General features: G+C 43.7%; 16 protein-coding genes, 3 tRNA genes and 1 pseudogene. 9 read left to right on the top strand and 11 right to left on the bottom strand.

Annotated features, from left to right (window positions below; translation table 11 throughout):
- Positions 1 to 5: 5 nt before the first annotated feature.
- The 5 genes and pseudogenes from WH214_RS00985 to WH214_RS00965 form a co-directional block, all read right to left on the bottom strand.
- Positions 6 to 81 (bottom strand) — tRNA-Lys (locus tag WH214_RS00985).
- A gap of 102 nt (positions 82 to 183) precedes the next feature.
- Positions 184 to 259 (bottom strand) — tRNA-Lys (locus WH214_RS00980).
- A gap of 19 nt (positions 260 to 278) precedes the next feature.
- Positions 279 to 354 (bottom strand) — tRNA-Lys (locus WH214_RS00975).
- Between the two features lie 130 nt (positions 355 to 484).
- Positions 485 to 2,326 (bottom strand): annotated as a pseudogene (locus WH214_RS00970) (long-chain-acyl-CoA synthetase).
- A 170-nt stretch (positions 2,327 to 2,496) separates the two neighbouring features.
- Positions 2,497 to 5,982, bottom strand: a complete 3,486-nt coding sequence (locus tag WH214_RS00965) for an Rne/Rng family ribonuclease (protein WP_339421763.1) — start codon at positions 5,980 to 5,982, stop codon at positions 2,497 to 2,499.
- 757 nt (positions 5,983 to 6,739) lie between these two features.
- Between WH214_RS00965 and WH214_RS00960 the strand changes: the two genes are divergently transcribed.
- Together WH214_RS00960 and WH214_RS00955 are read left to right on the top strand one after the other, a co-directional pair.
- Entirely contained in the window at positions 6,740 to 7,678 is a 939-nt protein-coding gene (locus tag WH214_RS00960) for an RluA family pseudouridine synthase (RefSeq protein ID WP_004692575.1), read from the top strand.
- 270 nt (positions 7,679 to 7,948) lie between these two features.
- Positions 7,949 to 8,617, top strand: coding sequence for an HAD-IA family hydrolase (locus WH214_RS00955; protein ID WP_339421762.1), 669 nt, complete (start codon positions 7,949 to 7,951; stop codon positions 8,615 to 8,617).
- A 261-nt stretch (positions 8,618 to 8,878) separates the two neighbouring features.
- Here the strand turns inward: WH214_RS00955 and WH214_RS00950 are convergent, their stop codons facing one another.
- A complete protein-coding gene (locus WH214_RS00950; protein ID WP_339421761.1) occupies positions 8,879 to 9,556 on the bottom strand; it encodes a DUF1345 domain-containing protein in 678 nt (225 codons plus the stop codon).
- A 307-nt stretch (positions 9,557 to 9,863) separates the two neighbouring features.
- Positions 9,864 to 10,763, bottom strand: a complete 900-nt coding sequence (hcaR, locus tag WH214_RS00945; protein WP_010325825.1) for a DNA-binding transcriptional regulator HcaR — start codon at positions 10,761 to 10,763, stop codon at positions 9,864 to 9,866.
- A 318-nt stretch (positions 10,764 to 11,081) separates the two neighbouring features.
- Here hcaR and WH214_RS00940 point away from each other — a divergent pair, with 318 nt between their 5' ends.
- The 4 genes from WH214_RS00940 to WH214_RS00925 all read left to right on the top strand — a co-directional run bounded on the left by WH214_RS00940 (position 11,082) and on the right by WH214_RS00925 (position 16,419).
- The gene (locus WH214_RS00940; RefSeq protein ID WP_339421760.1) at positions 11,082 to 12,020 is read left to right on the top strand and encodes a cation diffusion facilitator family transporter; all 939 of its coding nucleotides are present in this window, start codon (positions 11,082 to 11,084) and stop codon (positions 12,018 to 12,020) included.
- A 70-nt stretch (positions 12,021 to 12,090) separates the two neighbouring features.
- A complete protein-coding gene (locus WH214_RS00935) occupies positions 12,091 to 13,146 on the top strand; it encodes an MBL fold metallo-hydrolase (protein WP_010325827.1) in 1,056 nt (351 codons plus the stop codon).
- A 433-nt stretch (positions 13,147 to 13,579) separates the two neighbouring features.
- A complete protein-coding gene (gene katG / locus WH214_RS00930; protein WP_010325828.1) occupies positions 13,580 to 15,772 on the top strand; it encodes a catalase/peroxidase HPI in 2,193 nt (730 codons plus the stop codon).
- Between the two features lie 137 nt (positions 15,773 to 15,909).
- Positions 15,910 to 16,419: a hypothetical protein gene (locus WH214_RS00925; RefSeq protein ID WP_339421759.1), complete on the top strand. Its 510-nt coding sequence runs from the start codon at positions 15,910 to 15,912 to the stop codon at positions 16,417 to 16,419.
- 120 nt (positions 16,420 to 16,539) lie between these two features.
- Here the strand turns inward: WH214_RS00925 and WH214_RS00920 are convergent, their stop codons facing one another.
- The gene (locus tag WH214_RS00920; protein ID WP_339421758.1) at positions 16,540 to 17,157 is read right to left on the bottom strand and encodes a TetR/AcrR family transcriptional regulator; all 618 of its coding nucleotides are present in this window, start codon (positions 17,155 to 17,157) and stop codon (positions 16,540 to 16,542) included.
- A gap of 78 nt (positions 17,158 to 17,235) precedes the next feature.
- Between WH214_RS00920 and WH214_RS00915 the strand changes: the two genes are divergently transcribed.
- A complete protein-coding gene (locus WH214_RS00915) occupies positions 17,236 to 18,888 on the top strand; it encodes an acyl-CoA dehydrogenase family protein (RefSeq protein WP_339421757.1) in 1,653 nt (550 codons plus the stop codon).
- 6 nt (positions 18,889 to 18,894) lie between these two features.
- Here the strand turns inward: WH214_RS00915 and WH214_RS00910 are convergent, their stop codons facing one another.
- Together WH214_RS00910 and WH214_RS00905 are read right to left on the bottom strand one after the other, a co-directional pair.
- Positions 18,895 to 20,031 (bottom strand): DUF389 domain-containing protein, encoded by a 1,137-nt coding sequence (locus tag WH214_RS00910; protein ID WP_125275009.1) that lies wholly within the window; start codon positions 20,029 to 20,031, stop codon positions 18,895 to 18,897.
- Between the two features lie 281 nt (positions 20,032 to 20,312).
- Positions 20,313 to 20,765 (bottom strand): Lrp/AsnC family transcriptional regulator, encoded by a 453-nt coding sequence (locus WH214_RS00905; protein WP_058868864.1) that lies wholly within the window; start codon positions 20,763 to 20,765, stop codon positions 20,313 to 20,315.
- Between the two features lie 150 nt (positions 20,766 to 20,915).
- On the opposite strand from WH214_RS00905, the gene WH214_RS00900 reads away from it, so the two are divergent.
- On the top strand, positions 20,916 to 21,530 hold the full coding sequence (locus WH214_RS00900; RefSeq protein ID WP_339421756.1) for a LysE family translocator: 615 nt from the start codon (positions 20,916 to 20,918) through the stop codon (positions 21,528 to 21,530).
- A 189-nt stretch (positions 21,531 to 21,719) separates the two neighbouring features.
- Entirely contained in the window at positions 21,720 to 21,908 is a 189-nt protein-coding gene (locus WH214_RS00895; protein WP_339421755.1) for a DUF7230 family protein, read from the top strand.
- A 6-nt stretch (positions 21,909 to 21,914) separates the two neighbouring features.
- Here WH214_RS00895 and ptsP read toward each other — a convergent pair whose 3' ends face one another.
- On the bottom strand, positions 21,915 to 24,212 hold the full coding sequence (ptsP, locus tag WH214_RS00890; protein ID WP_151835511.1) for a phosphoenolpyruvate--protein phosphotransferase: 2,298 nt from the start codon (positions 24,210 to 24,212) through the stop codon (positions 21,915 to 21,917).
- Positions 24,213 to 24,288: the final 76 nt, after the last annotated feature.

Genomic DNA, 24,288 nt, shown 5'->3' with positions numbered 1-24,288 from the left:
ATAAATGGTGGGTCGTCCGCGATTCGAACGCGGGACCAACGGATTAAAAGTCCGCTGCTCTACCAGCTGAGCTAACGACCCTGAGCAAGGTGTGCGAAAGAGTATTCGCTGAAAGTTTAAAAAAGAAATTTTTAAAGCATTCGAACCTGAGCAGGTTTGTAAAATTAGATTTTACAAGAAAGATGGTGGGTCGTCCGCGATTCGAACGCGGGACCAACGGATTAAAAGTCCGCTGCTCTACCAGCTGAGCTAACGACCCATCAAGGGTATCAAAGGAATGGTGGGTCGTCCGCGATTCGAACGCGGGACCAACGGATTAAAAGTCCGCTGCTCTACCAGCTGAGCTAACGACCCATATCATTTGATGGAGCGTATTGTAGCAAGATATGCATCGAGCGCAAGTAAAAAATCGCAAACTTGTTGATGTTTGATTATAAATACAACAAATCTGCGATTAGGTAGCTAAAAAACAAGCAATTCGCGTTTAGAAGCGATATTGATAGGCTTGAATGTTATCAAAGACTTGTTGTGTTAAATCTGCATAAGAACTGCTGTTGGGTAACAGGACCAGCAAACGTTCATCGGTTTTCTTCGGGTCAAAGGCTTGTTCTTTGAGCTTGTTCTTTTGGTATTTAAACGTTCCCGTAGTTTCAACTTGCTTCTGTACGCGTAAGAAAACGGGTACAGCATAGGCAGGCAGACATTTTTTAAAGCTCACGAGCATTTGGGCCAAATCCTGCTCATTTAGTTCAGCGCCGTCTGCCAGTGTAATCGCAGCCATCCCCGCACGACCATTGGTGTTTGGAATTTCAACACCATATACCACAGCTTCGGTGATTTTGTCATATTCACTAACCATGTTTTCAACTTCAGTCGTGGACACATTTTCGCCTTTCCAGCGGAAAGTATCGCCTAAGCGGTCAACGAATTGAGCATGACGAAAACCAATGTCGCGGACTAAGTCACCTGTGTTGAAATAAGCATCGCCGGACTTGAAGACATCTTTAAGAATCACCGATTTATTTTTTTCAGGGTCGGTATAGCCATCAAAAGGAGAACGGCGAGTAATTTTACCGATCAATAAACCAACTTCACCTTTTTTGACTTTGATACAGCCACCTTTGGCATCATAAACAGGCGCATTTTTTTCTTTATCAAACTGGATAATGGCATAAGGCGTAGGTTAAAAGCCGACAGTGTTGTCAAAGTTGAATACATTGCTAAAGCCGACATTACCTTCACTCGATGCATAAAGCTCTAGAATTTCTTCAATACCAAACCGCTGTTTGAATTTGTCCCAAATATTCGGACGCATGCCATTACCAATCATTTTGGTGACACGGTGGCCTTTTTCTAACGCTGAAGGTGATGCATCCATGAGATAGCGACATAACTCACCGACATAGCCAATGGCTGAGGCATCGAACTTTTGCACATCTTTCCAAAAAGCAGAAGTGGAGTATTTACGGCGCAAAGCCAAGGTGCCAGCACCCGCAATCACGCCACACCAACATACTACAATGCCCGTTGCATGGTACAGCGGCAGGGTGACATACATCACATCGTCTTTACCGAGGTTGAGTACGTGCCCGTAGGTTCCATAAGCCAACGTCCAGCGGCTATGTGTGAAAATAACGGCTTTAGGTAGACCGGTTGTGCCTGAGGTATAAATATAAAATAAGCCATCTTTACCCAGCACACTGTGTGTGGTTGGGGTATTGAACTTGGCAAAGGCATCAATTTTTTCAGCAAGATTACTAAAACCTTGTGGTGCAAGGCCTGCATCTTTTTGGGTTTCTTGGTCGGCAAACCAATAGAAACGATCCGTAGAGAGATTTAAATCATGACGGATTTCATCAACTGCGGCATGGCATTCTTCACCCACGATGACTGCGATAGGTTTGACCAGATTAATACTATGCGCCAGCACTTTACCGACTTGCGAGGTGTTGACTAAAGCCGCAGTAACGCCAATTTTGGCAAGTGCAATCACGGTTGCAACCAATTCAGGACGGTTTTCAATCATCACTGTGATGACATCACCCTTTTTTGCCCCGATGGATAAAAAATAATGCCCGATTTGGTTTGCCCATTCGTTGAGGGCTTGATAGCTAAATTTTTGATCTTCAAAAAGCAAGGCCATACCGTGAGGGTTGCGCTTCACTGCTTTTTCAAAAGCAATCCCGAGGCCTGCTGGGGTGTTTGGGGTACGTAAATATGCTTGCTTTAATCCACTGAGTAAGTTGGGAACTTTACTGATGAATTGAGGAAGTTTTGCTGCAACGTCGGTAATACCAATGAGGTCATGTGATGGGTGTTGGCTCATATGAATCCTAATTATTTTATGCAATCCAATGCGTTTGAATAGTGCTCAGTTTCTACACTTGTTCTTTTAATCGTTTCGGTCTAGTGCAATCAACCTAATCTGACGAAAATAACAAAAAAACCTAGCCACTGACATGACTAGGTTTTTAAAATTTACAACTCTAGGGCGAATTACGACTCAGTCGGGCTCGCTTTTTTCGGTGGACGACCACGTGGACGACGTGGGCGAACTGGCTTGTCCGAGTCTGATTTATCTGACTCGTCCGCAGCTGTTTCCGCTACAGTTTCAGTCACCTCTGCTTTTTCAGCTTGCTTTGACGCTCTAGGCGCTTTGGCTTGAACTGGAGCAACAACGACTTCCACTTCTTCTTCAACCGCAGCTACATCAGCTGAGCTTTTCACTTCACTGCTTTCAACGGCAACAGGCGCTTCGCTTTCTGTTGCAAGAGCAGGTTCGCTTTCCTGTGGAGTTACAACGGGTGCAGCTTCTTCAGCAGGCGTTTCTGCAACAACCGCTGTTTCAGGCGCTGACGATTCAGCAACAGGTGCTGTTTCGCGTGCTTGTTTAGCTTGTTCAGCAGCAAGTTTAGCTAGGCGACGACGTTCACGCGGGTCATTTGCAACACGTTGCTCAGACACAGGTGCAGGCGGTGTCAGGTCCAATACTGGAACTGGCTCTGCTTCAGGCTGCGCTTTTGTGATTTCAACATCACGGGTGACCGGTTTTTTCTCTGCTTCAACAGCAGGCGTTGTCACATTTTTGCTTAACGTTGCTGCATACTCTTCAGTAAATTTCTGAAGGGCACGGTTGAAGGTTGGAATTAAACCAAACTGCTCAATCAGCACTGAACAGTCTTCACCATAGACATGGCGAATCAAGCTGCTGATGGTGTACTGACCTAAAGTTGGCACCTGTGAAGGTGTGAGTTTAGGTGTTTCAGTTTGCTGAGTGTGTGCAGCGCGTTGTTGGCGACGGCGTTGGCGTGGGTCATTGCTGGCACGTTTTACGCTTTCACGTGGTTTTTGCTCTGCTTCTTGTTCAGCAGGTGCTGCTACAACTTCAGTTGCTTTCTCCTGTACCACTTTCTCAGCTTTTACTTCAACTTCTGCTTTCGCAACAGCCGCTTGCTGAGGTTTGGTTTCAGTTTCAGTGTGTGCAGGTGGAGTTAATGCCACGATTTCACTTTGCGCTTGATCGACATTCACCACATGGGCTGTTGTGATCATTTCTTGACGCGGTGCTTCAATCAACTCAACTTTAACTTGAGGTTCTTGAACCACAGCTGGCGCAGCTTCAGTCGCTTGCTCATTCAGTACACTTGGGTCGCGGTGGCGATTTGGGCGTTCTGGACGAGGTTGGTTACGACGGTCACGACGTGGCATTGCATTTTGCTGTTCGTTTTGAACATCAGTGTTTTGCTGTTGCTCACCGTGTTGGCGACGTGAAGAACGCTTGTTTTCACGCGGTTCCTGACGTTGCTGTTCACTGCGCTCTGGACGGTCTTGACGTTGTTGTTCACCGCGCTCAGAACGTTGTTCATGACGCTCTTGGCGTTGTGGTTCATTGCGTTCAGGACGTTGTTCATAACGATCTTGGCGCTGTTGATCTTGACGAGAGACCTGCACAACTTCTTCATGAACTTGGTTGTCATGTTGCGCATTTTGCTCACGTGACTCTTTGTGCTTATTAGGACGCTTTTTGTTATGGCGTGTACCCCGTTCTTCTTTCTCTACATGCTTATCTTCACGGTGTTCAGATTTTGCATGAACAGGGGCAGAACTCATGTAGACATTGTTGCTTGGCGCGACAGGTGCCGCAGCAGGCGTACCAACTTGACCAAACTGACCACGGCTCACTGCACCACCATTAACCATTTGCTCAATGGCAGCAGCAGCATTATTTGCAGAACGTGATTGATCGACAGTCGCAGCTTGTTTTTGTACAAACAAGTTTTCTAACCATGCACATGGGCTGCTTGAAGGTGCAGTTTGGGCAGGGGCTTGTTGAGCGACTTGTTGTTGTGGCGCGTTGTTACGTGGTTTTTTGTTGCCTTTTTCTTGTTGTGCAGGCGCAGGAGCGGCATGTTGATGCACATGATCTGCACCATCTAAATGCCATTCTGATGACTCGTAACCCAACTCTTTTTCGCTTGAACGTGTTGCTTCTGTACGTTCATAGCTGGTTGGTGCAAAGCCTTCAGGGTTATACGAAATTTCGTAATGCGGTGTTTCTAAGTGTGGGTGCGGAAGCACAGTCACACGAACACCTGAGGTTTGTTCGAGGTAAACCAAAGTGTGACGCTTTTCATTCAATAAGAATGCTGCAATTTCAACTGGAACCTGTACTTGAACTTCACCATGACGTTCACGCAGCGCAATTTCTTCTACTTTACGCATGATTGAAAGTGATAATGAACGTAAGTCACGGACCATACCTGTGCCATGACAGCGCGGGCAGACATAACCTGTTGCTTCTTCAAGCGAAGGGCGTAGACGTTGACGGCTCATTTCCATCAAGCCAAAACGAGACAATTGACCGAATTGGATACGGGCACGGTCGCTTTGTGTTGCTTCGCGAAGTTTCGCCTCAACCATACGTTGGTTACGGTCTTTGGTCATGTCGATAAAATCGATCACGACCAAACCACCAATGTCACGTAAACGCAGTTGACGTGCAATTTCTTCCGCTGCTTCAAGGTTGGTATTGAGCGCTGTATCTTCAACGTCACTACCACGGGTTGATTTTGCAGAGTTAATGTCGATAGACACTAATGCTTCGGTTTGGTCAATAACGATTGAACCGCCTGAAGGAAGTTTAACTTCACGTTCATAAGCAGTTTGAATTTGGCTTTCAATACCAAAATGCGCAAATAACGGTTCATTTAGCGTATAAGTTTTTAGCTTGTCGATTTGACGAGGCATGACTGCTTTTACGAAGTTATAGGCTTCGTTATAGGCTTGCTCTGAATCAATTAATATTTCAGCAACATCATCACGTAGATAATCACGAATTGCACGCGTCACCACACCCGCTTCTTGGTGAACCAACATTGGTGACGGACCAGAACTTGCTGTGTTTTGGATTTGCGCCCAAAGATCAAGTAAGTGCTGTAGGTCGAGTTGTAATTCTTCTTGAGAACGGCCGATACCCGCAGTACGTACAATCACGCTCATGCCACGAGGTATATTTAACGACGCCAACATTTCTTTCAATTCTTCACGTACTGAACCTGAAATTTGACGGCTAATACCACCACCTTTCGGGTTATTTGGCATAAGTACCAAATAGCGACCAGCTAGAGAAATGAATGTAGAAAGGGCAGCGCCTTTGTTACCGCGTTCTTCTTTTTCAACTTGAACCAAAAGCTCTGTGCCTTCAGTAATCAATTCGCGAATGTTTGAAGTTTGGCGTGGGTCTGCTTGATAATATGAATTTGCGATTTCGCGCATAGACAAGAAGCCTTGACGTCCCGCACCATATTCAACAAAGACGGCTTCTAAAGAAGGCTCAACGCGAGTCACGTGACCTTTATAGATATTGGATTTTTTTTGTTCACGGGTACGATTCTCTAAGTCAAAATCGTAAAGACGCTGCCCAGTGACAAGTGCAACGCGAATCTCTTCTGCATGTGTTGCATTAATCAACATACGTTTCATGGGTGTAACACCTAATAGTGATACACAGCAAACTATCGCTAAACACGTAGCGAACATCAAACATCACGGACCAATTTTGCTCAGATCTCAAATAAACCGATTGTGGTCTGAGTTTTATTACCTGCCTTTTTGATCGGCTTCGGTTTTGATTCACATATTGATGATGGCAATACGGCTTCAATCTTTAAACGATTAAAGTCTCCTGCGCGTTTCACTGGCGGACAAGCGGTGCATTGGATGTAAGTAACTTTCACTGTCACATTTGCTCGAAGAGCAACCCTTCTGTTTGGATAGGGTGTCTTGATACGGAATTATCATCGTACCTTTACAACTGAACAGATCCATATGCATCAACGCTGTGGCCTGAATACGACATCAGGGAGCGACTAATCTGATGTATATCAGTTTACGTTTAAAAACCAACCTTCGTTGGTCACATATTTTTTTGGGGCAAACTGATTTATGTGCAGATGCACAATTAAACCTAACAGTTTGCTGTTTTGCCGATATAATAAGCCTTCGGCGTCGGCATAATTCTTTTGGGACCGTTCCAAGCTGAGTTGAGTTATTTTCTTAACTATTCAATTTAAAATTGAAATGATTAAGCTTTTGACTCACTTATGGTGGTATCCGTGCGCTGACTATATCAAACCTTGTACCATCTGCCTATGGGCTAAGCTAGTCTTTCTTGTGTAAAGCATAGCCTAAATGGTCATTTTTTATTCAAATTCCGTATTTTTTAGGTCGCAGTAACTGTATGAATTCTACCCAACAATGGCAAAACGTGACGTGGTTTGAAGTGGACGAGCATCAAGCAGGGCAACGGATTGATAACTTTTTATTTAGCCGTTTAAAAGGTGTGCCTAAAAGTCGTATTTATCGCCTGATTCGTGAAGGTCAGGTTCGCGTGAATAAAAAGCGTATAAAAGCAGAAACTAAGCTGTCTATTGGTGACCAGATTCGTGTGGCGCCGATTCGTTATGAACAAAAAGATGAAAATGCGGCGCCTGTTTCTGACAAAGTAGCACAGAGTTTACTCAGCCGTGTGGTGTATGAAGATGAGGGCTTGATGGTTGTTAATAAGCCATCTGGCATTGCCGTACATGGCGGCAGTGGAGTGGCTTATGGTCTGATTGAAGGCTTACGTGCGGCAACAGGTAAAAAATATTTAGAACTGATTCATCGTATTGACCGTGATACCTCAGGTTTGGTGATGATTTCTAAAAAGCGTAGTGTGTTAAAAAGCTTACAAGACATGCTACGTGAACACAAAATTAAGAAAACTTACGCCGCTGTAGTCAAAGGTGTGGTGAGTTTAGACAAGCAGTTAATTGATGCGCCTTTACACCGTTATGAACTGGCCAATGGTGAACGTCGTGTGCGTGTGTCAAGTGAAGGTAAAGAGTCTAAAACGCAGTGGAATGTGGCTGAACGTTTTATGCATGCAACCTTAGTTTATGCATCACCACTTTCAGGTCGTACCCATCAAATTCGTGTGCATGGTTTAAGCATTGGTCATCCATTGGTCGGTGATGATAAATATGGTCATGAAACAGAATATAAAGGACCGAAACCGCGTCGTTTATGTCTACATGCAATGCGTTTAGACATCCCAGGTTATGCGCCGATTGAAGCGCCTTTGCCTGAAGATATGCAGAGTATTGTGGCGCAGTTAAGAGCACAGAAGAAGGACTAAGTCTTTTCCCTTTCATTTTGGGAGAAGTGATAAAGCCATGACTTTTGTTGGTTGTGATTAATTTAAAATGATGCTGTATTGGTCATCTTTATTTTTAAAGATGCAAAGTAACAAAAATCTTTTGTTGGGCTGATGGAACATCCTGAACGCGCTTTAAGCACTGCTCTAAAGCGCAGTGCAAGTCAGCTCAACGGCGTCATCCTTTTCGCCATCGCGTAGCAAATGCATCGTGTAAATTGACTTTATAAAAGTAAATATTGGAACCCCAGAATGAACAAACCTGTAGAACTGATTATCTTCGATTGGGATGGAACTTTATTTGATTCAGTGGGGCAGATTGTGGCGAGTTTATTGTTTGCCGCGCAGCAATTTGCACAGCCTTTAACTGCTGATGCAGCAAAAAGTATTATTGGTTTAGGTTTGCCAGAAGTCGCGCAGCGATTATTTCCTCAAGTGCCTGAGCTACATACTGAAATTTTGCAATGCTATGCCGAGCATTATGTGGCGAACTCGAAAGGTGATGTCTGGTTCGACGGCGTGGCCGAAATGTTGAATGGCTTACGTGAAGCAGGTTTACAATTGGCGGTGGCGACAGGTAAAAGTCGTAAAGGCTTAGATCGAGTATTGGCGCAAACGCAGAGTCAAGCACTATTTGTGACAACGCGTGCTGCCAGTGAGACCAAATCTAAACCGCATCCTTTGATGTTGGAAGAAATTTTAACTGAAACGGGTGTGTCTGCTGAACGCGCGATTATGGTCGGTGATACCAGTTATGATCTAGAAATGGCGCGTAATATTGCCATGCCGAGAATCGGGGTGAGCTATGGGGTGCACACACCTGAAACGCTCAGACAATATCAACCTTTAGCCATCGCGGATGATGTGCCGAGCTTGCAGCAGCATTTATTGCAATATGTTGACCTTAAACAAGTGATTTAACTTGAGTCGTCTAAATATATAGCCTGTGGAAGATGGTCAGAGTGAGCCTACCAGTTTTAGGTCGATCATCTTCAAATCTTTTGTCTTTAGTATGTTTTAAGGCGAATGAACTGTTCATTACATTATTAGGTTTGTGATTTGAAAAAGCTCTTTGATGGGGCTTTTTTTTTGTGATGTTGTCGCCTAAAGAGCTTTAACCATCGTCTTTATATTGGATGGTTGTCATTTGAGCGGATGACCAAGGAATGAAAAACAGGGTACTTAGAGCGTGATAAAACCCGCCGCGACATTGATGCTAATGGCGAGAATAGAGGTATTAAAACCATAAGCTAAAATAATGTGCAGAATATTGAGAATACGCATCGAACGTGAGGTAATGGAAACATCCGCGGTTTGCGCAGAAGTGCCAATCACATAACTAAAATATAAAAAGTCGGGATAGGTCGGTTGAGCCGTTTTGGGAAAGTCTAAGCCTGCATCTTGTTGGTCTGCGAGAGCCAGATAATAGTCATGTGCATAATGAATGGCAAACACGGTATGCATAAAGAACCATGCACTAATAATGGTGAGTAAGGACAGCGCTAAGTGCCCATATTTGATGGTTGGGTCATTCGGAAGATGAGTCAATTCCAATACAATCGCAATTAAGCACATGAGCAAAGTCATGATCACCAACAGTAGAATGATCCATTTACTGGCATCTTGCTGTTGTGCATGTTGCAGAATGTGCTGATGGTCAACAGACCACAGGGTGGTCATGGTTTTGACTAAATAACTTGAGACGGCAATATTCCAACTGATCAATAAATTGGTCGACCAAGACCAGTCGGTAAATGTATTCAGCAGCGTATAAAAAACAGCAGTCAGCAAAAAACTAATGAAAAAGAAGGGGCGAAATTTCATTGCTGTTTTTAAACGCTGCAAAGTGGGCATCGGCATAATTTTTTCCTTCTTCATTTTATTTTTTTTCGTGCAGCTAAAGTTGTATTTTCTACCTCAGCATCAGTTTGTATTTGGACTTCAGTTGTAGGGAACCTGACAAAAGCCTGTTTTTCTTAGCCTATCCTAGCTTAAAAAGAATGCAAAATGAAAAAGCGAGATGTCATCGACATCACTGAAAAACAAAATGGTGAAAATATGCTTGTCTTACAGCGTATAGTTCTATGAGAAAGGCGCGTAACTATTTATTTTATTCAGAAAATAGTGGCGCGCCGAATGAGATGAGTAATTAGAACTCACTGCGGATTTATTCGCGGTTAATATCCAAATAAAATACCCGAGTCAGTAATTCTATAAATTTAGTCACTGCCAGTGAGCTGTTATTTTTACGATAGTTCACATACAGATCCAAATACGGCAGCTCAACCTCAAGTGGACGAATTACCGTGTTGTTCATGCTAAGTGGCGCAACATAACCAGGTAAAATTGTACAGCCGAGCCCCAAGCCAATCGCATTGATATTGAACAGAATATTGTCCGCTTTTTGCACAATGTTGAATTCGACATTATGAGCTTTGGCAAAGTCTAAAATCGTCTGGTGTAAAGTCTGTGACTGCTCGGCTGCGGGAATAATAAAATCAATGCCATTTAATGCTTTAACCGGAATTCGCTCATATTTGGCCAAAGGATGGTCTTTCGGCAACAGGAAAATGAGTGGTTCACGCAGTACAAACTGGCTTTCGATTTCATCACTATGGACATTATTTCGTGTAAAGCTAATGTCCAACTCCCCTTTTTTCAGCAAACGTAGTTGCTCAGTATTGTTCATACTGAATAACTCAATTTTTAACTCTGGGTTTTGTACTCGTAAATTGGGCAGTACATAAGGAAAGATTTTCATTTCCGCCACAGGGACAAAACCAATGCGCAGCATCTGCTGTTTGGCTTGCGACACTTGGCGTGCCATAGCGACCGCTTTGTCTGCCTGAGCTAGGGTGAGACGTGCTTGTTCAAGGAAAACAGCGCCTTCTTCCGTGAGTTCAACTTTTCGCTTGGTTCGATACAGTAACTGTACGCCGACATCTTCTTCAAGGTCTTTGATTTGCTGACTTAATGAAGGTTGAGCGGTATAAAGTTTCAGTGCTGCTTTACTAAAGTTCAGTTCTTCAGCAACAGTAATGAAATAGCGAAGGTGTCTAAGTTCCATATAAATAACCCACTGACTAATCCAAAAAATGTCTTACCATGACTGCGGTAAAGTATAATCGATAAACAATGATGCCGTGAAGATGATTCAATTATTTAGAAAATAAATGATCTTGGATTGAGTCTTAAGACTTTTCTATACGAAATCACTTTTTTAATAATTGCTAAAAGGTATTAATTAAATATTGAAAATAGTTCATTCCAATTACCTGAAAATCGGGTGAGGTGAACTACATAAAAATACAATTGCGTTTTGCTGAAATTGGATATGATAAAAACATAAATATAATTTAATTGAACATATGAGCTAAAAATCGATATGGCAGATTCAAATAAACTGGTGGTCTATGCCGCGCTGTTGGGGAATTTAGCCATTGCGCTGGTAAAATTTATTGCGGCTTATTTGACCAACAGCTCTGCCATGTTGAGTGAAGCCATTCACTCTGTTGTGGATACCTTAAACGAAATTTTACTGTTATATGGACTGAAGAAGTCGAATAAACCTGCCAACTTTAACCATCCTTTTGGCTACGGGCGAGAGCTATATTTTTGGGCCTTCATTGTATCTCTTATGGTCTTTGCCTTAGGGGCATTGGTGTCTATGTACAATGGGATCATGCACATTTTGCACCCTGAACCCATTTTAAACCCGACCATCAATTATGTTGTACTTGGCTTTGCATTTGTAAGTGAAGGTATTTCATGGTGTGTTGCTCTGAAAGTGTTTCGTAAGGCGAAAGGTCAGCAAGGTTATTTTGAGGCCTTTCGTCGCAGTAAAGACCCCACCACGTTTACAGTTCTGTTTGAAGACTCTGCTGCATTAATTGGTCTGTTGATTGCCTTTCTGGGTATTTATTTGGCACATCGTTTAAATATGCCTGCACTGGATGGGGTGGCGTCCATTCTGATTGGGCTGGTTCTGGCGGTGTCTGCTTTTCTTTTGGCACGGGAAACCAAAGGTTTGCTGCTTGGGGAAACCGCAGACCCGCATGTACGGCAAAATATATTAAAAATTGCCCAAGATGATGAAGACGTATTGTCGGCCAACGGCTTACTGACCGAACAAATGGGTGCCAAACAGGTTTTGGCCTCATTGAGCGTGGAGTTTGAAGATCACCTGACTACCGATGAGATAGAAGCGTGTGTCAATCGCATTGAAGCAAAAATTAAACAAAATCATCCTGAGATTGTGGCACTCTTTGTGAAGCCGCAATCAAAAAAAGTGTGGTTAGAGCGAATGCAAGGACGCTTGGAATAGGTTAAGGTAGAGGTCAGTTTTCAAAACTGGTCCTGTTACTGGTGTATTGCAATAAAGATAACGACGTTAAATGAAGCCAAAATCAACTGAACTCCATTATCAAATTCCGACTGAAAATACCATGTCCCATACATGGCGGCAGCCCGAATTTCAGTTCCTACACTCCGACCATTATAACGGGACTCGCTTTGTCAATTCGGTTCGTCGACCTGAGGGCCGTAGTCGAGGCGACTTGCTGAAATGGTTGATTAAGCGTAAATCTTCGACATGGAATGTGGACTTGGCGCAAGAGTATGCGCACTTTCATGCCGATAAAAAGAGCCTACCGCAAGATCGCCCCCATGCCGATTTAAAGGATTGGCAGGTGTGGTTTGTGGGGCATGCCACGGTATTACTTCAAATTGGGCCCTATAACTTATTGACCGATCCTGTTTGGGCGGAACATGTCAGTCCGAAGCAAGGGCGAGGTCCACGCCGTGTTATGCCTGCTGGCATTGCCTTGGAAGATTTACCGACCATCCATGCAGTGCTTTTGAGCCATAACCACTATGACCATATGGATATTGCCAGTCTGAACTGGTTGTATGAGCGTTTCGCCATGCCCATTTACACAGGGCTAGGCAATGCATGGTATTTGCCCAAGCACTTACAAGTGTTGGAAATGGACTGGTGGCAGTCGGCACGTCTGCATGATTTAAAACTGGTCTATACCCCAGCACAGCATGGTTCTGGCCGTGGGCTGCGTGATCAAAACCGTGCGTTATGGGGTGGGTTTAATATTCACTGTGGCGCTGACTATGCTTATTTTGCGGGCGATACGGGTTATTCACCGCACTTTAAAGAGCTGCATCAGCGTTTTGGCGCACCGCGAATTGCATTACTGCCCATCGGGGCGTATGAACCGCGTGAGCTGATGCGCTATATGCATATGAATCCGCAAGATGCCTTTCAAGCGCATAAAGACCTGCATGCCAAATGCTCGATGGCCATTCACTATCGCACTTTTCAGCTGACCGATGAAAGCCGAGAACAGCCTGAGATTGATTTGAAAGTGGCGATGAAAAATAGCTCGAAGCTGATGAATCCATTTGTCTGCTTAAGAGAAGGTCGACGTTTAAGCGTGTAATGAACGCTTTAAGTATAAGATCAGGTGATGGCTGGCAAAACAGTCATCACCGAGACCATACGGACATCACCAAAATATCTTTCAAATAAAATCTAAAAACCGAAAGTATGCCTCTTTTATTGTTTAATTTTGCTCAAGCTGAGCCGCGCTCATTGCTGGTAAGGGTTGTCTAAGTTTTAATCGATAAACTCAATTGAAAATGCCCATCAACCTCGCATAAAAAGCCTTTCTTTTTGCTGTGTTTTCATCGAATCTTATCTTGTTGAAAAATTAAAATTCTTTTTTTCTTAAATATTTACATAGAAGAATCCGATTGTTTTTATTCGTAAAACTCGCTTTTGATTGTCATCAAAAGGGGCTATGTTAGAACAGTAATAATTACTTTAAACGGTTCATGATAATCATAATTTGATGATCAAATTTGGAGCTCGACATGACACAGAATATGCAAGCATCAGGTTGTCCATTTCACCAGAAAGATGGTGGACAAACGAGTTTAGCCAGCACCAATAATTCTGATTGGTGGCCCAATGCGCTCAATCTCGACATCCTGTCGCAACACGATAAAAAAACCAACCCGATGGATCCTGATTTTGACTATGCAGCTGCATTCAAATCATTGGATTTAGAAGCGGTGAAACAAGATCTTCGTGAACTCATCAACAGCAGCCAAGAATGGTGGCCATCTGACTATGGCAGTTACATTGGGATGTTTGTGCGTACCGCATGGCACTTGGCGGGTTCTTACCGTAAACAAGATGGACGTGGCGGCGCCAACACAGGGAACCAACGTTTTGCACCCCTCAACAGTTGGCCTGATAACGTCAACACCGATAAAGGCCGTCGCCTGCTTTGGCCAATCAAACGTAAATATGGCAACAAAATTTCATGGGGCGATTTAATCGTTCTTGCAGGGACCGTGGCTTATGAAGAAGCAGGTCTAAAAACCTTTGGTTTTGGTGGAGGTCGTCTAGATATTTGGGCACCCGAAAAAGACATTTATTGGGGGGAAGAGCGTCAATGGCTGGCACCAACAGCAAACCGTTATGCCAATGACCAAGACCGTAAATCGCTTGAAAATCCATTAGCTGCGGTACAAATGGGTTTAATCTACGTCAATCCAGAAGGGGTTGATGGCGTCCAAGATCCACTTCGTACTGCACAAGACATGCGTGTTACTTTTGACCGTATGGGAATGGATGATGAAGAAACCGTAGCACTCACTGCGGGTGGTCACACCGTAGGTAAAGCGCACGGAAATGGTAAAGCCGAAAAATTAGGGGCAGATGTCGAAAGCGCGGATGTAGAATTCCAAGGTCTCGGTTGGCATAACTCAGAAGGTACAGGCAATGGCGCGAACACCATGGTCAGTGGTTTAGAAGGGGCTTGGACCACACACCCGACCAAATGGGATAACGAGTTTTTCTATCTGTTGTTCACTTATGAATGGGAAAAAACCACCAGTCCTGCGGGTGCGAAACAATGGGAACCGATTAACATCAAAGAGGAAGATAAACCTGTTGATGCACATAACCCGAATGTACGCCGCAACCCAATGATGACTGATGCTGATATGGCGCTGAAAATGGACCCTGAATACCGCAAAATTTCAGAGCGTTTTTATGCAGATCCAGCTTACTTGTCTGAAGTGTTTGCGCGTGCTTGGTATAAGCTCACTCACCGTGACATGGGACCAAAATCCCGCTATTTAGGTGCAGATGTACCGAATGATGATCTGATTTGGCAAGACCCAATTCCATCGGTCGATTATGTTTTGTCTGAAGCTGAAATTGAAGACTTAAAAGCGAAGTTGCTGAATAGCGGTTTAACTTCGGTTGAATTGATTAATACTGCTTGGGATAGTGCTCGGACTTTCCGTGGTTCCGACTACCGTGGTGGCGCCAATGGGGCGCGTATTCGTCTTGCACCACAAAAAGACTGGGTGGGCAATGAGCCTGAGCGTTTAGCTAAAGTTTTGGCGAAACTTGAAGAAATTCAGGCGGGTCTGGCGAAAAAAGTCACTATTGCGGACTTGATTGTATTGGGCGGTACGGCAGCCGTTGAAAAAGCGGCGCATGCTGCGGGTGTGAATATCAAAGTTCCATTCCTTGCAGGACGAGGTGATGCGACTCAAGAGCAAACGGATGTGTATTCTTTTGAAGATTTACTCCCTAAGCATGATGGTTTCCGTAACTGGGTCAAAGAAGATTACAGCGTACAGCCTGAAGAAATGTTGTTAGACCGTGCACAATTACTGGGTTTGACTGCACCTGAAATGACGGTTCTAGTCGGTGGTATGCGTGTACTCGGCACAAACTATGGAGGTACACCAGAAGGCGTGTTGACGGCTCGCGTGGGGGTATTGAGCAATGACTTTTTTGTGAACTTAACGGATATGAAATATAACTGGAAACCCGTGGGTAAAAACCGTTATGAAATTGTAGACCGTGCGACAGGGGCAACCAAATGGACGGCGACACGTGTAGATTTAGTGTTTGGTTCAAACTCGATTTTACGTTCATATGCAGAAGTGTATGCGCAAGATGACAACAAAGAGAAGTTTGTAAAAGACTTTGTTGCGGCTTGGGTGAAAGTAATGAATGCAGACCGTTTTGACGTGAAGTAGTTATCACTGAAATAAAAAACCGCTCAAAAGAGCGGTTTTTATAGATCATAAGGTGCTGATATTGTTTAATTTAAAAGTTTGGTTTTGTATAGTATGTATTCTATTCATTTTATGAAAATTTAAATTTAGAATTACTTATGTCAAACGCTTTTTTGATCTTGATGGCTTTCATTTCACTTTTTACTAATAATTTATTACATGCAGAGACCAATACACTGAATCAAGATAAAGTACTAAAACCGTTTATATTTGAAATTGGTTCAGATTTTTCAACTATTCAGACTAAATTCAATTTAGAAAAACATACTCCAAACGTGAATTTCATCAAAGAATCAAACTGGTATATATTCGCAACTCCAGTTGGATCTATTTCACTTCAAGAATGGCAAGGTAAGCTTCATTGCATCGCTTATGATATTGATACAAATGATATAGAGTTAAAAAAGAAAATTATCGAATTTCTATTTGAAAAATATAAAATGAATTTCGAATGGGTAAATAGAATTGATAACGGATTCTATATCTCATATGAGTCATCTAATGATTCTATTCAAGGAATCTATGCTTATTCACTAGGAACAACTATTTCTTTTACCAGTAATGAAATTAGAAAAGCTGAAACAAAAATTCGCTTTCCAAATCTTTAGCTACTAAAGCTTCAATTTAACATAATATAGCTTATAGGGATCATTTCTTAGTATTATTTTATATATCAAATACCTATAATTTAAATGTAAGCACGAAAATGAATAGAATGCCTATTTTTATTAAAAATTAAGTTTTACCAGACTTTGATGGATATCCTTTTCAAGTTGATACCACTCCCCAAACTCAGGTTCGACCAACAAGGTCTGCGACACAAAGCCATAACATACCCGCTGCACATTTAAACCCATTTGCTGGAGTTGCACTTCATCTCCAACATAAGGCTCAAGCATACTGCGCCACATTTGCACCATCATGGCATAACTCTTGCGATAGCTTTCAATATTCGACACCTGCCGTTCCAGTAAAAAAGTCTGTGCCCAGAGAAACTGTCGAGTCTGAATCTGTTCGAGCTGAAAGTGAATAATCTGCTGTAAATAGTCCTCAAAACTCAATTTTGTGGATAACTCCATCAGGCTTTGTGCATAAGTTTTTAGCTGCTCCGCATTAGTTTTCACATGCTGATGAATGGTCAATGCAACCAAATCTTCCTTCTTTGAAAAGTACTCATAAAAGGTACCTAAACCGACTCCCGCCACATCGGTAATTTCCCGAATGGTAATTTCGTGCGCATGGCGCTCATGCAAAAGCCGAACAAAACTTTCTTGCAAAGCTTCTTGGGTGAGTTTGGCTCTGGATTGGCGTGGTCTACGACGGACTTGGATCTCAGGATTCTTCATGGCATAAAGCTGAACATGGCAGACTCAATTTTTCTCTATACTGAAATGAAAAGCACAGCATAACAAGAGCAAAGTGATATGAATAAGGCATGGATGACCCATCAAATCAGTAATCAGTTTGATGAACTGGAAAATTACAACTTGTTTGAAACCGATACTGTTTTAAAAGAAATTCTCACTCGTTATGGCTGTCAGGATCAGACAAGACTCACGGAGATGGGTAAAGTCGTTGGTTCAGCGGAATATTATGACTATGCCGATCTCGCCAATAGGCATACGCCTATATTGCATGCCTTCGATACGCGCGGACGCCGTAAAGACTTTATCGAGTTTCATCCTGCATGGCATAAATGGATGGGGTTAAATCGTCAGTTCGATACCCATGCACATCCGTTTAATCATCCCAATTCATCCTCAAAATGGGTCGAGTGGGCAGCGCGCTTTTATTTGGCAGGGCAGGTGGAGTGTGGAAACTTGTGCCCAAACTCGATGACTTTGGGCAGTATTCCACTGATTCAACGCGAATCTGAACTGTGGACCAAAATCGGTGATAAGTTACTTTCGACAGAATACGATGAACGTGATGTGCCGATTAGCCAGAAAAAATCGATTTGGCTAGGCATGGGCATGACCGAAAAACAGGGCGGTTCGGATGTGCGTGCCAATGAAACCATTGCTGTACCCGTCGCTGAGTCGGGGCGCGGTCAAGCCTATTTACTCATAGGGCATAAATGGTTTTTCTCTGCGCCCATGTGTGATGCGCATTTGGTGGTGGCGAAGACGGAACAAGATGGTTTGGCTTGTTTTTTTGTGCCGCGTTGGTTGGAGGATGGCACCAAGAACCCAATTCATGTGCAACGCTTAAAAGAAAAAGTGGGTAACCGAAGTAACTCCAGCTCGGAAGTCGAATTTAAAGAGGCGTGGGGCATTATGATTGGGGAAGCTGGGCGTGGTATTCCCACCATTATAGAAATGGCGAATTACACCCGTCTGACCTGTTCGGTGGGTAGTACTGCCATGCTCAGACAAGCCTTGGTGCAATGTATTGCTTATACCCGTCAGCGTAAAGCCTTTGGTAAGCATTTGGCTGAACAACCGCTGATGCAAGCCGTACTGGCAGATTTAGCTTTAGAAACGGAAGCGGCGATGCAACTCAGTTTTCATTTGGCACACTGCTATGAAACGGATGATGCGCGGTCTGTGGCATGGAAACGCATTATGACCCCAGCTTCGAAGTTCTGGATATGTAAACGTGCGGTTGAGCTGACAGGGGAAATGATGGAGGTTTTTGGCGGCAATGGCTATGTCGACAACGGCATCATGGCACGTATTTTTAAAGAAGCCCCAGTCAATACCATTTGGGAAGGCTCAGGCAATGTCATGTGTTTGGATGTATTACGGGCCATCAGCCGTGATGTAGAGTCGATTGAAATACTGTTTCAAGATTTGGCTGCTACGGCTATGCAAGATGAACAGTTGAAACAAGAGCTGCAAAATCTATTTCAGTTGTTCCAGCAGAACCCTGATGAACTACAATTTATGGGGCGCAGTTTGGTCAGCCGTTTGGTAATTTTGGCACAAGCAGTCTTGCTGAAACGGCATGCACCAGACTATGTGGCTGATGGCTTTATTCACAGCCGTTATAGTCCATTTCATGGTCGGGTTGTCGGGATGCTTGAGATGAAACAACCCGACGTAGAACGACTGCTGCATAGAGCATTTGCAGCTTAAAGCTCATTATTGCACTGAAAGCTTTTGCGCTTCATCTTGTTCGAGTTTGACGTTGGGGCTGTCTTCAGCCTGAATAATATCAATCGGAATAAAGCGGACTTGAACAATGCTTGGGTTATCGTTCAAGTCTGGCAATAGCTTTTGATTGAGTGCTGCAATTTGCGCTGGGCTAGGCGGAATATCTCCACGGATAGAGACACGGACTAAAGTGAAACCCTCTTTTTTATCGTATTGGATGGTATCAATAATATTATTGGCATGGTTCAGCTCAGTACTAATGGTCGCCTCGGTACTGCTTTCGTACAGGCGTGTATTGAGCAGCGCATAAAAGTTGAGTGAGAGATAAATCCCTAAAAGCGCCAAGAACATTAGGCTAACAGCATTACGTTTGAGAAACTCTTTGACATTACTCTGTACTTCTTCGGTGGAACCCCGTCTAAAGCCTGCAATCCAAAGGACTAAAGATGAGCTAATCTGAATGGCGAAGATGTTGGTCACCGCCAGTAAAAATGCATTGGCTGAGTTTTTCCATTCCATATGTGCAAATAAAATCCCGCTAGCCACCAACGGCGGAACTAAGGCCGTCGCAACGGCGACACCCACCACGGCCACAGATAGGCGAGGGGATACTGAGGCAAAAGCACCTGCGGCACCGCCTGCTAAAGCAATCATCAAATCTAAAATGGTTGGCTGCGTGCGCGATAAAATTTCATTGGTCATAGGTAGGTCATAGTTCACTAGCCCTAAAATGATCCCAATGCTATAAATCATGGCAACGCCAAGTAACAAGGTCGACAACGCGGTTTTAAACAGCAGCCATCGGTTATCAATTAAAGCTAAGGCAATTCCTGAAATTGGCCCCAGCATCATGGCAACCAGCATTGCGCCAATCACCACCGCAGCCGAGTTGGACAGCAGTCCATAGCCTGCTATGACAGCAGCCAAGGCATTCATAATAAAAAAAGTTTTGCTGGGTAGAGCATCCGCTTGGATATTCAAGCGGACTTTTTGGTGGTCAATTTTTTTGGAGTTTTCGCGCAAGGCCTGCTTATAACGAATTTTTTCTTTTAGAAACTCATACTTTTCTTGGTCAGGTGTATCTTTGACCACAATGGTTGCATCTTTGTCTTTTTCGAGTGGCATGGTGATGCTCTTATTTTGTATGTGATTAAGATTTAATCTAGCGCTTTTATCACGGGAAGCAAACAAAAAAATGGTGAGAAATAATATGATTCACGCTTCAATTTAGAATATGTTCTAGCCACTTTCTTTTTATTGAAACGAGGCTTCTCGATCTTGCTGAACATCACTCAGTAACAAAGATTTTTTAGTTCAGAGCAGGACAGATCTGTTTGAAATCGTTAAATCATCCATAAAAAGACAGATCAATTACAGATGTTTAGCTGACCCTAGAACGTGTTCTTTTAGAACAAAACACTACGATTGGAAATAATATTTTTCATTACCATGGTGGAGATGAGACGTTGCACATTTGGTAGTGCTGACAAGTGCTCATCATAGAGTTTTTGATAACTTTCCAAGTCATAGGTCACGACATGCAGCAAGTAGTCGGGGTCACCAAAAAGTCGCTGCGCTTTCACAATTTGAGGAACCTTAAGAATCGCTTCTTCAAGACGTTGCACCGAATCTTTATCGCCATTTTTGAGCGTCACAAAAACAATGGTGGAGAAATTCAAGCCAAGCTGGGAGATATCCAACTGTGCGCGATAGCCTTTGATAATACCTGCATCTTCTAAGGCTTTGACTCTGCGGTGACAGGGAGAGAGGCTAAGCCCTACCTTATGGGCCAGTTCCGTGACAGATAAACGACCATCGGCTTGTAGTTCAGCAAGAATCTTCTTATCAATTTTATCCATGTGGAAGAATCTCCCCTTTTTAGGCGTTATTGCACAAATATTTGAAAGCACATTTTAGAGCCTAAAGGATATCCTTTCAAAATTATTTGATACAGATCATGTTTTGATTGGATTAAACCTCAAAACGGTGATGGATAAGAGAGGAAAGGGATGTCATTGAATATTTTGATTGCATTTTGGGGTGTTTCGATCCTGTTTGTGATGACACCAGGTATCGATTGGGCCTATGCCATTTCGTCGGGGATACAGGGCAAAAGAGTCTTGCCTGCGGTAACTGGGTTATTAACAGGGCATTTGATGGCGGCACTGATTGTTGCAGCGGGTGTAGGGACATTGGTGACCAGTCAGCCCGTATTGCTTCAAGTGCTCACGGGTGCTGGGGCTGTTTATTTGCTGTGGATGGGGCTGAGCCTATCGATGCGTCCTACAAGTATTAGCAGTGATCAGGTTGTCATTGCATCTTCAAAGTCATGGTACATTCGAGGCGTTTACTTGAGTGGCTTAAATCCGAAAGTCCTGCTGTTATTTTTGGCTTTATTGCCGCCCTTTATCGACCCGCAAGCGGCTTTGTCGCCCACCTCTCAAATTGTTTTATTGGCGGGGATTCACCTTATGAGTTGTGCGGCCGTTTATTTCTTGGTTGGATTTAGTGCGCAGAAAGTTTTGGGCACACGTCCGCAGGCAGCTAGAGTGGTTAGTCGAGTGTCAGGGGTATTGATGATGTTGATTGCGATGATTTTATTGTTAGAACAGTTTTATGTCTAAGCGATATTTTAAGCATATGGATCAAAGGCAGTGCAAAATAAAGCATTGCCATAACCTGTAATTGAATTGGAAAATAGCGCATGAGTTGGGGGACATAGGCCTAGCCAAAATCGCTTGTAATCTGTCCTAAAAGGCGTAAAATTTCTAGCGCATCATCAGCGAAATGATCATATCTACAAGGTGAAAAAAATGGCAAAGAAGAAAGCTGAGTCAAAAGTTGTGATTCACAACTTCGTGGCTAAACACATGCATGAAGTCAACCAAAGCCAAGTCTTTGTAGACCGAAAGAAAAATGCAAAACGAGGCTATGACAAGCACAAAAAAGGGAGATATTCAGATGATTATCTCCCTTTTTTAATGCCTCTTCTTTGGGCTTAAAGACACTTAAGCCGTCACAATCCGTGTTGCAGATTTGACCATGTCGGCCAAACCATGTGTTTTAAAATAATATTCCATCTGACTTTTCACAATGAGTGGATTACTCATTTTCAACGCTCGATCTAATAATTCGACCGCATCTGTCATTGGGATATGACAAATGGCTTTGCGTACACGCAGAATGTTACTTGAGCTCATCGACAGGGTGTTGAAGCCCATCGCCATCAGTAAGATCGCAGACAAAGGATCGCCCGCCATTTCCCCACAAATACTGACTGGTTTGTTGTACTTATGACACTCTTTGACTAAGCGGGTGAGCGCACGTAAAACCGCAGGGTGGAAATGTGAATAGACATTGGCGACACGTGGATTATTACGGTCAACGGCCAGTAAGTATTGCGTCAGGTCGTTTGAACCCACCGAGAAAAAGTCAACCAACTCGGCAAACTCTTCAATCTGTAATAAGACACTTGGTACTTCGACCATGATCCCGATTTTGGGTTTGGTGATTTTGACCTGTTCTTCTTCTTGCACCGCGACCCAGTCACGCTCCAGTAAATACAGCGCTTCTTCTACTTCGCTGACACTGGTCACCATTGGCAGAAGAATGTGTAGGTTGTTAAGACCAATACTGGCTTTGAGCATGGCACGAATTTGTGAAGAAAAAATTTCAGGGTGGTCGAGCGTAAAGCGAATGCCGCGCCAGCCGAGAGCTGAGTTTTCTTCCTCAATTGAAAAATAAGGCAAGTCTTTATCGGCACCGATATCGAGGGTACGCATCACCACAGGTTTGTTGGCAAAGTGGCTTAACTGTTGACGATAAATCGCACGCTGTTCTTCTTCACCTGGGAAGCGATCACGCAGCATGAACGGAATTTCAGAGCGATATAGACCAACACCTTTGGCACCGCGTTGTACACCACGGACCACATCAATCATTAGGCCAGTATTGACGAACAGTTTGACTGCGACACCATCGGGAGTGATGGCATCTTTGGTTTCATACTGTTTTAAATCTTTGGCAATCAGTTCTTCTTCTTTTTGAATTTCTTTATAGCGACTACGTAAGCGGCGAGGTGGATTAATGAACACGCGCCCTTGGTGCGCATCGACGATCATTTCCACATCATCGAGGGTATTAATTGGCAGTTCAGTGACTCCAACAACGGTTGGAATACCGAGTGCGCGCGCCACAATCACCATATGCGAGTTCATGGCGCCTTCGGTAGTTACGATGGCTGCAATTTTATCGACTGGCAGTTCAACTAAGGCTGCGGTTGAGATTTCTTCTCCAATCAGAATACTTTCATCGGTAAGTTCACGGTGGCTGGAGTCGGCTTCTTGCAAATAGGCCAAAATCCGTCGTCCGAGATCTTTTAAGTCCGCGGCACGTTCACGGAGATAGTCATCTTCCATCTGTTCAAACAGATCGATGTGATTATCGATGACGATACGCACCGCACCTTGTGCCCAGTTACCATCACGAATTTGTTCTTTAATTTCCGCTGGCAGCGCATTTTCATCCAACATACGTAAGAACACGCTAAACAGTGCACGCTCTTCCGCCATGAGGGCATCTTGCATTTTGTCATCAAGCGATTTGATTTCATCACGCACTGAGGTGAGGGCACGATCTAGCAGTTCTAATTCTTCACTGATGTCATCGGCTTCACGGTCAGGGACAGCGGCCAAATCCGCAGGGGGATAGAGAATGACGGCACGCCCTAATGCAATTCCACCTGAACCCGGGACACCTTGGAAGGTTTTATAGGCAGGTAGATTGCTGGGTTTACGAAATACATCGATATTGCCCACCGCATGTGCATGCGCAATGACCCCTGAAAGCTGAGCACAGAGCGTGACGAGGAAAGATTCTGCGGCTTCACTAAAGTCTTGCGACTCTTTGTTTTGCACCACGAGCACGCCCATCACTTTACGGCGGTACATGACCGGTACACCGAGGAACGAGTTATAAATTTCCTCACCTGTTTCAGGTAAGTACATAAAACGTTCATGTTTCGGTGCATTGTCAAGGTTGACGATTTCTTCACGTTGCCCCACCAGACCGACCAAGCCTTCGCTGGTATGCAGTGAAACATGGCCGACCGAATCGGGGTTCAAACCTTTCGATGCCATCAACAAATAACGTTGATTGCGTTCGTCGAGTAAATAAATGGAGCAAACATCAACATGCATGGCTTCCGCCACATGGTTGACCATAATGTCGAGTGATTCATGCAAACTGGTGGACGCATTGATTTCTTGTACAATGCGTCGAAGGGTATCCAGTTGCATATTCGACATCGCGTCTACTCCAAAAATAATGTGCGTCCAACTTATTTATAACAAGAGATCCTTAAAAAATCTGTAGGACGTCTAG

It is taken from the genome of Acinetobacter sp. MYb191 (genome assembly GCF_037572605.1).
In the GTDB taxonomy this organism is placed as follows: Bacteria; Pseudomonadota; Gammaproteobacteria; order Pseudomonadales; family Moraxellaceae; genus Acinetobacter; species Acinetobacter johnsonii.
This window is presented reverse-complemented; position numbering and strand designations above follow the sequence as displayed.